Source organism: Brunnivagina elsteri CCALA 953, from assembly GCF_002289455.1.
Classification (GTDB): domain Bacteria; phylum Cyanobacteriota; class Cyanobacteriia; order Cyanobacteriales; family Nostocaceae; genus Brunnivagina; species Brunnivagina elsteri.
Genome location: NZ_NTFS01000029.1, coordinates 17,529 through 29,703 on the forward strand (window position 1 = coordinate 17,529; position 12,175 = coordinate 29,703).

Sequence of the window (12,175 nt, forward strand, 5' to 3'; positions counted from 1 at the left end):
TTTTCTCCTTTCTCTTCAACTACAAAGGCACAATACATTCTGACGTATTATTGCGGGCATTATTTACTACAGTACTTACTGCATATGCAGTCATGGCTTCGGCAGGGAATGGCTGCAATAAAGGTTTTAGCATTTCTGGGTCTTGAACTTGCACATCAAGCCACAAATCGTAATCTTCTGGTTGCAAAATTACAGCCATGCGATCGTGGATTGGTTGCATGAGTTCGTTGGCATTTGTCGTCAAAATCGTACATGAGACTATTTCTTCCCCTTCCGGAGGTTGCCAGTGTTCCCATAACCCCGCAAAGGCAAACGGCTGTTTATCTTGAAGTTGGAAATAATAGGGCTGTTTTTTGCCTTCAAGACTCTGCCACTCATAAAACCCATCTGCGATAACTAAACAGCGTCTGCGCTTGAATGCAGCGCGAAATGAGGGCTTTTCCGCCACTGTTTCACCCCTCGCATTGATTAATTTTGCACCCATGCTTACGTTTTTTGCCCAAGAAGGTATTAATCCCCAACGGAATCGCTGTAACACGCGCTCGTTAGTATCTTGGTTTTGTAACACAGCTAACACTGATTGCGTAGGTGCAATGTTATACTGCGGTTTCAAACTCGGTACATCTTGAATATCAAAAGATTTGGCAATACCTTCTACTGATGAACTTAAAGTATATCTTCCACACATACAATTACAATTAGGTGAAGACTTTAATACACGACAATGATTAATTTTAATACACGAGAATCAAATAATACTTTATTTAGTTTGTTTTGTGACTCAATGTTACCATTTTATGGGTTCAAATATCTATACATAAACTTTTATCTGACTTATTAGTTTTATCTGATAAGATATTGTTCTTTACATCTTATTCATAATTAACACTTCATCCTAAATATTGTGGCATGGAACCGCTACGTTTGTACGATTTTTTACCTTCCGGCAACGGCTATAAGATACGTCTATTACTAACACAACTGGGAATGCCTTTTGAAAGAATAGAAGTTGACATAATTCAGGGATTGACAAGCACTCCAGAGTTTTTGAGTAAAAATCTTAATGGCAAAATTCCAGTATTAGAAATTGAATCAGGTAAATATTTAGCAGAATCAAATGCTATTTTAGTTTACTTGAGTGAGGGAACTGAATATTTTCCATACGACCGTTTTTTACGTGCCCAAGTTCTGCAATGGTTATTTTTTGAACAGTACAGTCATGAACCTTATATTGCAACACCAAGATTTTGGATAACTATTCTTAATCGAGGTGATGAATACAAAGCAGAAATCGAGAAGCGGCAAATATCTGGTTACTTAGCATTAAATGTGATGGAGAAGCATTTAGCAACAAATAGCTTTTTTGTTGGAGAACGTTATTCTATCGCTGATATTAGTTTGTTTGCGTATACCCATGTAGCAGATGAAGCTGGTTACGATTTAACTCCTTTTCCAGCAATTCAAGCATGGATTAGTCGGGTTAAGAATCAACCTAGATATATTGAAATTACGGAAGTATAGGAATTTCTTTGATTTTTACTTAATACTCAGTGTCTATTTCTACTAACTTTTGTCGTGATGATAAACCTGATTTGATTGTAATCCTGGATTTTGACACGTCGAATCTTTCTGCCAAAACTTTGATTAGTTCTTGGTTTGCTTTGCCGTCAACAGGTGGCGATTTCAGATATATAGTGAGACTGTTATCTTCTTCTTCAATTATTCTCAGTATTTTAGAATTGGGTTTAACTTTGACTCGGATTTGCATAGTTTAATATTTACATAGTTTTATCTATCTAGTAGCAGAGTAAAATTTAAGTTAATCTCTATCAAACGGATAAATATACTTGTTTAATTACTTGTAAGAAAGACTTTGTAAAGACCATTTATACCCTGAGTTTGAATAGAATCGTTCAAAAGTCAGATGGAATTGATTCAACCTGTGTGCGAACCTGAGATTGAGGATTATGCAAAACCTTTTCAGGGGAGAACAAAGAATGATTGCTACATTAGATGATACCAAGCGCTCTGCGATTGCGATGAAGTTAGCTGATATGAAAGTGCTTCAACAATTGTTGATTGATAACGAGCAATTATTTTTGCAACAAAGCACTGATTCGGAAATTCGCGATCGCTTCCGCAAAATGCTTGAAGATGACCAAAAAAATATGGGGATTTTGGATACTGTAATTGTACAATATGGCGTGCGATCACAACCAGAAAAAACCATTACTCAAATGGTAGATACAGTTAAAAAGTTAATGCATGGTTCAGAATTAAACTTTTATGCAAAAGTGTTTCAACATGAATTATTGAAGCACCAACAAGTAATGAGTGGTTTAACTATTCACAAAGCTGCACAAAAAGTTGGTGCTGATGTGATGATGGCAATTGGACCTTTAAACACCATAAATTTTGAGAATCGCGCTCACCAAGAACAACTTAAAGGTGTTTTGGAAGTGTTAGGTGTTCGTGAACTAACTGGACAAGATGCCGATCAAGGTATTTGGGGACGAGTACAGGATGCTATGGCAGCTTTGAGTGGTGCCTTTGGTAGTGCCGTAACTCAAACCAGCGATAAAAGCGATATGAATATCCAGGATTTAATTCGCATGGATCATAGCAAAGTAAATACTTTGTTTACCCAACTTTTAGCTACTAATGACTCGCAAAAAATCCAAGAGTACTTTGGTCAAATCTACAAAGATTTGTTAGTACATTCAATTGCGGAAGAAAAAGTTGTATATCCCACGGTTCGTCCTTTCTATGGTGACAAAGATACCCAAGAATTATATGACGAACAAGCTGAGTTGCGTGTGTTGTTAGATCAAGCGAAAGCTATTAATGTATCTTCTCCTCAATTTAAGGAGAAAGTAAGAGAAATTATGGATGCTGTTGGCGACCATATTCGTCAAGAGGAAAGCACCATGTTTGCTGCAATTCGTAACAATTGTAGTACCGAACAAACTGAGCAAATGGCGACAAAATTCAAGTCTGCCAAGAGTGAAGAACAACAAAAAATGGCTAAGGAAAGCGGTATGATTAAATAATTAGTGATTGTAGGGGCGAACGGATGTTCGCCCTAATCTCATTTAAAATTGAATTATTCAATCTACAAAAAAAATTAATTAAAAACAAGTATTTTATTATAGAAATATGTGAATATTTTTATCATGATTAGGTGAAGGATTTTAGAAGAAACATAATTATTGGGTGAAGGTTTTTATAATTATTGGGTGAACAACCGTTCACCCCTACTAATAATCTCTTGCTTCTTCCCAAACTTTTTCTAACGCCATTGCTTTCTGTTTATCTGCATCTGCACCTAAATCATCACCTAAATGACGACGAGCTTCGCTTCGTAATTTATAACCATTCTGTTGCTGTGGATCGAGTTTAATAACCTGACTCCCATCTGCCAATGCACCGTGATAATCTTGTATTTTTAGGTATGCGTAACCACGACTAATATAATTTTCTAAGTGTTGAGGATTTAATTGAATCAAATAATTATAATCTTTAATCTCAGCTTGAATATTATCTACTTGGGAATATAAAATGGCACGATTCAGTCTATACTGAGTTTGATTTGGTTGTAAGCGGAGAACTTGATTATAATCTGCGATCGCATTTCGATAATCTCGCAACCTTTGTCTGATTTTTGCTCTTTTTATGTAAGCATTAACATCATTGGGATTCTTTGTAATTGCTACTGTGGTTTTTTCCAGTTCGTATTTCTGTTTTTGCGTAAAGCGTTCTTGTCGCTGTTTTGAATTTTCCAACAAATATGGAATTTCTGCAATTACTGATGCGGAATTTGGAAAAATTGCAAATAATCCTCCAATTAATCCCCCAAGAATGCTAATGAAATAAATAATTGCTAAAATTAATCGCTTTATCGGCTGACTTATAGATTCGTTGTAACGTAACAATAAATTTTTTACTAAAGAGTGTTTTCCATTAATTAATAACTTATGATTATCGGATTTATTAACATACTCAAAAATACGATAAAGTAAATTATCTGAAGTAGTTTGAGGATTCTCTTTTAGAAACTGTTTAAATTCTGAGCTTGTTTTAGCTAATCGAAAACTATAGGGTAAACTTAAAGTATTCAAAATTAAAAATACGATTAATACTGGTTGCCAAACAGCGAAACATCCTAATATGAACAAACCCAATAATCTAAATATAATATCACTATAAGCAAACTTAGAAAAAATTACTAAATTAGCAATCTTACCGCCATCAAGAGGGTAAATAGGCATTAAATTGATGAGATTTAAACTAATCAACATCCAAGCAGCTTCTTTAACCCAAAATATATTACTACTACTTCCATACATTACACCTAAAAATATCCCCAGTATTAATCCTGGTAAAGGACCAGCTAACAATACAAATACATTTTGTACAAGTGTCGTATCATATTTTTCTCTTGCAGTTGCCACAGCACCAAGAAATGGTAAAAATAATATTGAGGTGTCCTGATATCCGCAGAGTTTCATCGCAATCACATGTCCAGCCTCATGTAGCAGAATAGTGAAAGCAAAAATTACTAGACTATGCGCCTCAAACATCTGCATGTAAGATATCATAAACAAAGTGAAACTAAGTAATAAGAATAATGCGCGAAAATTACTCCCAAAAATTAACTGATTTGACTTTTCTATCCGTTTAAATATTTCAACTTCTAACTCTACAGGAATATTAACTTTTATTCCTGAATTATCTACTGATTGAATTACCACTACTTGCTGCTTTTTCTCGATTTGCGAAGTTTTAATTACCCCATGTGTTATCTTTTTCGCCAAATGCCATGCAGTCTTGAAATTAAACTGAAATAATTTATCTTTTTTTACTTGTCGTAATTTTCCACTACTGACTAAAAAATCTATATAATTCTTGCCATGTGTTTGTAATACGTCGGCAAATTCGTCAGTTATAATCTGAGATGTTTGTTTTAAATTAGCTAATTGACTAAGCTTATTTTGATGAAGATGCCACTGCGTTGATATATCTGCCATATAAGCATCTTGAATAATTAAGTCAGGAGTCTCATCAATTATTCCATCAGCTTTACTATTTGTCGTCAGCAACAAACTTTCATCTTCAAAAAACGTATAAAACTCAATTTTGAATAAATCATCAGGTTTGGCTGAATAACGGATGCCAATGATTACATATGTTTCATATAAAGAATTATACAAAAATGTTTCTAATGTTGGAGTTTCAGCCTTAACCGTAGATGTAACCTGTAAATATCCACATTGCCGAAAACCGATCGCATTAAACTCTGCGATCGCAACTTCAAATACCTCCCGTAAATACTTTGGAACTTTCTCCTGACATTCCCTTTGGTACTTCGGATATTGGGAAAGTGATTTGTAAAGTATTAAGAAAGCGATCGCATAAAGCAAATATCGCATATTGACATCCCAAAACTAACTCCACTTAGTATTCCCAGATATCATCTAAATATAACTATTCAGTAATATCCACAGTGTTAATTAGAAATTGAGCATTGCAGAAATTAGAGTATCCAATATCTTAAATCATTTTCTTACTCTTCTCCGCGTGAGAAAATAAATACATAACATAACACTTAGGATAATCCCCACAACATGTCAAATAAAACCCTTGGACTCGCAAACAACCTTCACGAATACCTCCTCTCTACCTCAGTACGAGAACCAGAAATACTCACCAAACTGCGTCAAGAAACAGCACTGCATCCAATGGCAATGATGCAAATAGCACCAGAGCAAGGACAATTTATGAGCTTATTGGTGCAATTAATTGGCGCAAAAAAAACTTTAGAAATAGGTGTTTTCACTGGCTACAGTTCCCTAGTCACCGCATTAGCACTACCACCTGACGGTAAAATAGTAGCCTGCGATGTGAGTGATGAATACACGCAAATAGCCCGTCGCTACTGGCAAGAAGCAGGTATCGCACACAAAATTGATTTACACATAGCTCCTGCTCTAGAAACCTTAGATAAACTAATTGCCGATGGGGAAACAGAAACCTTCGATTTTGCCTTCATCGATGCAGATAAAAGCGGTTATGACGACTATTATGAATATTCCTTAAAATTAGTTCGTCCCGGTGGTTTAATTGCGATCGATAATGTATTGTGGTCAGGAAAAGTCGCAGAACCAGAGGATAAACAAGACAATCGCACTCAGAAAATTCGGGCATTAAATGCGAAAATACATCAAGATAAGCGGGTAAATATTAGTTTGGTTCCGATTGCTGATGGTTTGATGCTAGCAATGAAGCTTTCAAACCCATAGTTCCGAAGTAAGTAAGCATTATACCAAAGCTACAAAAGGATAGTAAAACTAAAGTCTCTCCAACACCACCACCTTCTTGAAAACGAAAAGACTTAGCTTTGGAATTAGTTAGGAAAGAGTTAATGAGTGTTGCCAACTGCTGGGAATTTTGGGAATATGGCGATTGATAAAGTAAAAATTTATCATTGTTGTTTTTCAACCGAAGAACCACTGTGTAAGTATCAAAATTAACTTCCACAGATTCAGCCTTTTGGATATCCCTTGATTCGATTCTATCTATTTTTTTTGCCCAAGGCATTAGTAATGTTGACTGTTCTAGCTGACAGTTTCCTTTTTCTTGCTGTTGAGTAAATCGATCGTGAGTACATGTGAATACTGCAACACGAGCAGCAAAACAACCAATAACTAATCCAATCAAAGTAAATGCAGAACCAAAAAAAATAGTCAATCCAATAGATAAACGGTTGTTTTGCATATAGTTTTACATATATTCAATTGAGGCATTTCCAAGTTAGATGGAACTACTTTTAGCATTCCCAAAATTCTTGTATTTCTCTCAAACTAACCATCCCGTTGAGCTTTTAATCCAGCTTGTCTTTTTTTCTCCTCCAATCTTCCACGTTTATCATTCGTCAAAGTTTCATAACAATAGAGACAGCAAATACCTTCTTCGTAATGGGGGGAAAGCTTATCTTCCTCATCAATCGGATGTCCACAACCCACACACATATCATAAGTTCCCGGCTCTAATCCATGTTGAACAGCAATACGTTCATCAAAGACAAAACATTCACCTTCCCAAATACTTTCTTCTTGAGGTACTTCCGCTAAATATTTGAGAATTCCCCCTTTGAGGTGATATACCTCTGGAAAACCTTGGGAAAGCATGAAAGCAGAAGCTTTTTCGCAACGAATCCCCCCCGTACAAAACATCGCCACTTTTTTATGCTTTTGCGGATCGAGATTTTGTCGAACGTATTCGGGAAAATCCCGGAAAGAATGGGTATTTGGATTTACTGAATTTTTAAACGTGCCGATTTTGACTTCATAATCATTACGAGTATCGATGATAATCACATCAGGATCAGATGCGATCGCATTCCAATCTTTTGGACTGACATAGGTTCCAAGCTGTTGTATCGGGCTAATTTCTGGTAAACCCAAAGTCACAATTTCTTTCTTCAAACGCACTTTCATCCGTTCAAATGGTGCTGACTCAGTTAATGACTCTTTGTATTCTAAATCGACTAAACGGGAATCAGAATGTAAATAGGCTAAAACAGTGTCAATACCCTGACGGGAACCTGCTATAGTCCCATTAATTCCTTCTTCTGCCAATAAAATCGTACCCTTAATCCCTTGAGTCAGGCAAAACGACAGCAAAGGGTTCTGCATCTCGGCAAAATCTGGCAGTTTAGTAAATTTATAAAATGCAGCAACCACCAGAGTCATTTTGACCTATACCCCTTCCTAAATTGAACAATATCAGCTAGTATTCTAATTACATATTATATCTCGTGGGGGTTTAGCTCAGTTGGTAGAGCGCCTGCTTTGCAAGCAGGATGTCAGCGGTTCGAGTCCGCTAACCTCCATTTTTTCATTTTGACACATCTTGAAAAGCGATCGCACATCTCTAGAACCAGCAATTAAAGATATTCCCGACAATAGTATCAACTTAATTCTGACTTCACCACCATTTGCCCTCACTCACAAAAAAGAATACGGCAATGAATGTGCAGAAAAATACATCGAATGGTTTCTACCTTTCGCCAAAGAATTCCAGCGAGTCATCACAGAAAACGGCTCTTTTGTCTTAGATTTAGGTGGTGCTTATCTGCCAGGAAACCCAACACGCAGTATCTATCAATACGTATTATTAGTCAGACTATGTAAAGAATTAGGATTTTATCTAGCTCAGGAATTTTATCATTCTAATCCTGCTCAATTACCAACAACCGCAGAATGGGTGACAATCAGAAGAATTCGCGTTAAAGACTCAGTAAATGTTGTTTGGTGGTTATCAAAGACACCAAATTCCAAAGCTGATAATCGCAAAGTTTTGAAATCATACAGCGAGAGTATGAAAAATTTACTAAAAAATGGGTATCAAGCAAAACTACGTCCGAGTGGTCATGATATTTCTCATAAATTCCAAAAAGATAATCAGGGAGCGATTCCAGCAAATTTATTAGAAATCGCAAATACTGAGTCAAATACACCATATGTAAACAAACAGGGATTAAACCCCATCCAGCCCGTTTCCCATCAGGATTTGCAGAGTTCTTTGTAAAATTTTTGACCGATGAAGGTGATGTTGTTTTAGACCCTTTTGCTGGTTCTAATACTACAGGTTTTGTCGCGGAAACATTGCAAAGGTATTGGCTGGCTTTTGAGTTAAATGAAGATTATGTAATTGGTAGTCGCTATCGGTTTCATCAAGACTTTGGTGAACCAACTACAGAAGGTACGAAGAACTTGTAGAGACCCGATATATCGCGTCTTTTATGTCGCATTGTTTTAGATTGACACAATTTGTTGAGGATTATCACGGATTTAGTCGTATTTTTGGAATTTGCTTGGCAAGTGATACAGTTTCATAGTTTAATATTTGGATGTAGAAAAATGTAAGTTATCTCAAAACTATTTTTGTTCTTACTTACAACCCACATTCCGCACGTCAATTTGTAGTATGCCTAGTAGTACGTAAATTTGGGGTAGGTTTGCGCTTAATTTCAATATAAATACTTGATTTGTTAAATTCAAGAGTTCGTCAAGCTACCCAGATTTTGTAATCATTACGTATTACATTATGAAGTGCGGAATGTGGGTTACAACTTCCTGATTAAGCATATTAGTGCCAGTTTGTCAAAATCTTCGCAAATATCGCCGCAATTCCCTTAAAAATAGGGATTCATCTACCATGCCAGCAACAACAGGGGTAAAAGCTCCCTCAATTCGATCATCCAAAATAACCTATAAATCACCACTTCTACATCCACTAGGGCGATTTGTGACTGAAGAAGCAGTCGCAATCATGTTTGGTATTGACATCGACCAAATCAAGCGAATAGACTGCTACAGTCACGTGGTATACGTCCATGCTAATAATGTCAGCCGATTTGTCAGCTATGCGGATTTTCCACCACCATCATCTGTAGGTACACAATTCTCCCAAGTTTTTTGGCGTTGGCTTAGACGTTGGCGAAAACATTCTTCAAGTAAACATGCACCAGAATGGTGGCAAAATTTTTACATCCAACAGATAGAGAAAAGTTTTACCGATGATGATTTCATTGAGTTGCGTAAAGTGCTAACCTTGATTAAATCCGCATTATCCGATGATGCTTGGCAGCAAATTACACAAACTATTGAGAATGTCAATATTTTTGTGAAGATTTCGTGAAATGTTACCTAGTTGGCAAGCTTTACGAGTCAGAGTGGTGTAAAAAAAAATTTAGTAACTGTAGAAATTTCCTGAAAACAGTTGATTGTGGCTGAGATTAGGGATATATGATTGATTTTTTAAGGAGAGATAAAGCGATGAAGGATGTTTATCTGTTGGCAGCTGGTGTGTTGACAGGATTGGCAGTACCAACTTCAGCTTTACCTCAAATGTTGATTGTTCCAGCAAAGAATTCCCCGATTCCCTGGAGTATAAAGATAAATTCCCAACCGCAACAACTACGGGCAGAACTTAGCGATCGCAATAATTCCGGTTCTTCACCAGTTTCACCGGAAAATGAAACGACTGCGCCCGAATTTAGTAATCAAGAACAGCCACCAGTTATACCAACCATATCCGCTACACCTGCTTATTTAAACACCATTCAGCAGGGTATCAATTATCAACCCGTATCAGGTAAGCAACTTTATTATCAAAGACTAGCAGCGTTGCGGTTAGGGCAAATTTATACCCGACTGAACAACGAAACAATGCGTGACAAACTTGCCAGCAGCAAAAGTAAGTTGACTTACGAAGATTGGAAAGGTTTGTTAGCTTTAGAAGCGCGAGCAATGGTTGATGGTCAAGGAACGAATCGTTTAAGTATTTTGGTGGGGGATTCCCTGAGCATGTGGTTTCCCAAGGATAAATTACCCTCTGGAAAATTATGGTTAAACCAGGGTATTTCTGGTGACACTTCCACAGGTGTATTCAAAAGATTAACAATGTTTTCTAAGACGCGACCTGATGTAATTTATGTAATGGCTGGTATTAACGATTTACGGTCAGGTAGTTCCGATGAAGTTATTTTACGCAATCACCGCAGGATTATCCGTCGTCTGCGTCAAGACCATCCCCTCGCCCAAATCATCGTCCAATCGATTTTACCAACCCGCTTGCCCAAACTTTCCAACAATCGTATCCGCAAAATTAATCAGCAAATTGCCGTAGTTGCCAAGGATGAAGGCGCAAATTATTTAAATATTCATAATTGGTTTGTAGATTTTCAGGGTAACTTACGTACCGATTTAAGCACCGATGGTTTACACCTGAGTCTCAATGGTTATGAAGTTTGGCAAGCAGCAATACAGCAGATTGAGTCTAAAATTGCCGTCTCTCAAGCAAAGCATGACAAGAATAGGAAAAAGCAATAACTGCTAGTTGGGATTGGGTGCGATCGCATTTTATTCGTGTTTAATAATTATGTTTAATTTTACTTATTGATGATAAAACCCCTAAGTTTATCCTAGCGACAATAATTTGTCTTCTCTAGTTAGAGTGCTGCACATGCGATCGCAAAGCTTAAAGAACTCCACAGAAAGCAATGCTCAATATCATTCTGTAGCTTGCTTCCTCGGAGGGGTACGTACGGAGTGTAGTGAAGAATCTCGCGGAGATGCTTCACTACACCCTGCGGGAACCGAGCTATAGCATGACAACATAGGATCATTCATTTTGTGGCTTACTCTACCGAAGGTATCGCAGTTTTGATATCTTTTAAATGTTAGCAGTCCGTACCCTCGAATAATTTCTGCATCAAGTAAATGATTAAAGCTTACCTCCTATACTTAGACAGGATACTTAAAAATTCTTCCACTACTACTCTTGGCTGGTTATAACACTTCTCAGCAGAGTAATGTTCGATACAGAGGATTCCAGATTTCTTAAACCAAGCATCCTTTTCCTTATCTTTTTCGTATCTATCTGGATGAAAAGATATTTCTAAGATTCCGAATATTCCATCTAAACATACTAAAAAATCAACTTCTCGATGGTCATCGTAAATATTACCTGTTTCATTTCTAACAGCTAGAGGTAGGGGAAAAAATAATACTTCTTTAGCTTCTAATTCCTGTGCAATCCTAATTTCGGATTGCGAAGCAAACTTAATCTCTCGATAAATGATAGGTTCTTTACCTTTGCGGGCAAAAGCTTTTTCCGTAATCAGTCCCTGATTTAAATCTTTTGATTTTGCAATTAAAAATTTTATAGTCTTTTGCCAGTTCTCTTCTATGTCTAGTAGCTTTACCCTGTAAACTATATCTAAAGAATTCCTAAAAATATGACCATTGGCAATTACCCAAAAATATTGCTGAAGGACTTTTTGTATTTCTTCATTGTTCGTAATAATTAAGTAAAGTTTTAGCGGCAAATCAACTACGATGGCTGTTTTATATGAATAGTCATCATATTCATTCCATTTTTCTTTAAAAGATAATTCAGCATCAACAATAATCGCTGCATAGTCATTCCAATTCTCGTTAACTAGAACTTGAATCCAAGTTCTATGCAATTTCTCTAATAATTCTGAATCTTCCATTAATAAATGCTCCAAATGCCAATAATAATCTTTATATACCTGAGTTCGATATAACAGAAACGCTTAGAAATAAGTTGTAATCAATATTCTATCAATTAGTGCTTATTATTGACA

Annotated in this window: 12 protein-coding genes, 1 tRNA gene and 1 pseudogene; 8 read left to right on the forward strand and 6 right to left on the reverse strand. The window is 36.5% G+C overall.

The genetic code is table 11. From position 1 onward, the window contains the following. Positions 1-19 precede the first annotated feature (19 nt). Positions 20-688: an SOS response-associated peptidase gene (locus CK510_RS04430; protein ID WP_095720539.1), complete on the reverse strand. Its 669-nt coding sequence runs from the start codon at positions 686-688 to the stop codon at positions 20-22. A 221-nt stretch (positions 689-909) separates the two neighbouring features. Here CK510_RS04430 and CK510_RS04435 point away from each other — a divergent pair, with 221 nt between their 5' ends. Then, positions 910-1,521 carry a glutathione S-transferase family protein gene (locus tag CK510_RS04435; RefSeq protein WP_095720540.1) on the forward strand — a complete coding sequence of 204 codons (612 nt, stop codon included), beginning with the start codon at positions 910-912 and terminating at the stop codon, positions 1,519-1,521. A gap of 19 nt (positions 1,522-1,540) precedes the next feature. Here CK510_RS04435 and CK510_RS04440 read toward each other — a convergent pair whose 3' ends face one another. Then, positions 1,541-1,768: a DUF167 domain-containing protein gene (locus tag CK510_RS04440; RefSeq protein ID WP_095720541.1), complete on the reverse strand. Its 228-nt coding sequence runs from the start codon at positions 1,766-1,768 to the stop codon at positions 1,541-1,543. A 229-nt stretch (positions 1,769-1,997) separates the two neighbouring features. On the opposite strand from CK510_RS04440, the gene CK510_RS04445 reads away from it, so the two are divergent. After that, on the forward strand, positions 1,998-3,050 hold the full coding sequence (locus CK510_RS04445) for a hemerythrin domain-containing protein (RefSeq protein WP_095720542.1): 1,053 nt from the start codon (positions 1,998-2,000) through the stop codon (positions 3,048-3,050). Positions 3,051-3,257: 207 nt separating this feature from the next. Here CK510_RS04445 and CK510_RS04450 read toward each other — a convergent pair whose 3' ends face one another. Then, positions 3,258-5,429 carry a site-2 protease family protein gene (locus CK510_RS04450; RefSeq protein WP_095720543.1) on the reverse strand — a complete coding sequence of 724 codons (2,172 nt, stop codon included), beginning with the start codon at positions 5,427-5,429 and terminating at the stop codon, positions 3,258-3,260. Between the two features lie 195 nt (positions 5,430-5,624). On the opposite strand from CK510_RS04450, the gene CK510_RS04455 reads away from it, so the two are divergent. Further along, entirely contained in the window at positions 5,625-6,299 is a 675-nt protein-coding gene (locus tag CK510_RS04455) for a class I SAM-dependent methyltransferase (protein ID WP_095720544.1), read from the forward strand. On the opposite strand, the gene CK510_RS04460 is transcribed toward CK510_RS04455, so the two are convergent. Both CK510_RS04460 and trhO read right to left on the reverse strand, forming a co-directional pair. Continuing rightward, a complete protein-coding gene (locus CK510_RS04460) occupies positions 6,241-6,774 on the reverse strand; it encodes a hypothetical protein (RefSeq protein ID WP_095720545.1) in 534 nt (177 codons plus the stop codon). The genes CK510_RS04455 and CK510_RS04460 overlap by 59 nt on opposite strands. Positions 6,775-6,860: 86 nt before the next feature. Further along, on the reverse strand, positions 6,861-7,751 hold the full coding sequence (trhO, locus tag CK510_RS04465; RefSeq protein WP_095720546.1) for an oxygen-dependent tRNA uridine(34) hydroxylase TrhO: 891 nt from the start codon (positions 7,749-7,751) through the stop codon (positions 6,861-6,863). A gap of 67 nt (positions 7,752-7,818) precedes the next feature. On the opposite strand from trhO, the gene CK510_RS04470 reads away from it, so the two are divergent. From CK510_RS04470 to CK510_RS31475, 5 genes and pseudogenes are all read left to right on the forward strand, one after another. Further along, positions 7,819-7,891, forward strand: a tRNA-Ala gene (locus tag CK510_RS04470). 17 nt (positions 7,892-7,908) lie between these two features. Continuing rightward, positions 7,909-8,780: pseudogene (locus CK510_RS04475) on the forward strand (DNA-methyltransferase). A gap of 439 nt (positions 8,781-9,219) precedes the next feature. After that, positions 9,220-9,702 carry a hypothetical protein gene (locus CK510_RS04480; protein WP_095720547.1) on the forward strand — a complete coding sequence of 161 codons (483 nt, stop codon included), beginning with the start codon at positions 9,220-9,222 and terminating at the stop codon, positions 9,700-9,702. 137 nt (positions 9,703-9,839) lie between these two features. Then, positions 9,840-10,895: an SGNH/GDSL hydrolase family protein gene (locus CK510_RS04485; RefSeq protein WP_095720552.1), complete on the forward strand. Its 1,056-nt coding sequence runs from the start codon at positions 9,840-9,842 to the stop codon at positions 10,893-10,895. 106 nt (positions 10,896-11,001) lie between these two features. Then, entirely contained in the window at positions 11,002-11,172 is a 171-nt protein-coding gene (locus CK510_RS31475; RefSeq protein ID WP_158224840.1) for a hypothetical protein, read from the forward strand. A gap of 124 nt (positions 11,173-11,296) precedes the next feature. On the opposite strand, the gene CK510_RS04490 is transcribed toward CK510_RS31475, so the two are convergent. Then, positions 11,297-12,061 carry a hypothetical protein gene (locus CK510_RS04490; RefSeq protein ID WP_095720548.1) on the reverse strand — a complete coding sequence of 255 codons (765 nt, stop codon included), beginning with the start codon at positions 12,059-12,061 and terminating at the stop codon, positions 11,297-11,299. Positions 12,062-12,175: the final 114 nt, after the last annotated feature.

Bases quoted from the DNA above. Each gene is read 5' to 3' on its own strand.
- CK510_RS04480 (WP_095720547.1), top strand. From the start codon at position 9,220: ATGCCAGCAACAACAGGGGTAAAAGCTCCCTCAATTCGATCATCCAAA.
- CK510_RS04430 (WP_095720539.1), bottom strand. From the start codon at position 688: ATGTGTGGAAGATATACTTTAAGTTCATCAGTAGAAGGTATTGCCAAA.
- trhO (WP_095720546.1), bottom strand. From the start codon at position 7,751: ATGACTCTGGTGGTTGCTGCATTTTATAAATTTACTAAACTGCCAGAT.
- CK510_RS04455 (WP_095720544.1), top strand. From the start codon at position 5,625: ATGTCAAATAAAACCCTTGGACTCGCAAACAACCTTCACGAATACCTC.
- CK510_RS04490 (WP_095720548.1), bottom strand. From the start codon at position 12,061: ATGGAAGATTCAGAATTATTAGAGAAATTGCATAGAACTTGGATTCAA.
- CK510_RS04450 (WP_095720543.1), bottom strand. From the start codon at position 5,429: ATGCGATATTTGCTTTATGCGATCGCTTTCTTAATACTTTACAAATCA.
- CK510_RS04435 (WP_095720540.1), top strand. From the start codon at position 910: ATGGAACCGCTACGTTTGTACGATTTTTTACCTTCCGGCAACGGCTAT.
- CK510_RS04440 (WP_095720541.1), bottom strand. From the start codon at position 1,768: ATGCAAATCCGAGTCAAAGTTAAACCCAATTCTAAAATACTGAGAATA.
- CK510_RS04445 (WP_095720542.1), top strand. From the start codon at position 1,998: ATGATTGCTACATTAGATGATACCAAGCGCTCTGCGATTGCGATGAAG.
- CK510_RS04460 (WP_095720545.1), bottom strand. From the start codon at position 6,774: ATGCAAAACAACCGTTTATCTATTGGATTGACTATTTTTTTTGGTTCT.
- CK510_RS04485 (WP_095720552.1), top strand. From the start codon at position 9,840: ATGAAGGATGTTTATCTGTTGGCAGCTGGTGTGTTGACAGGATTGGCA.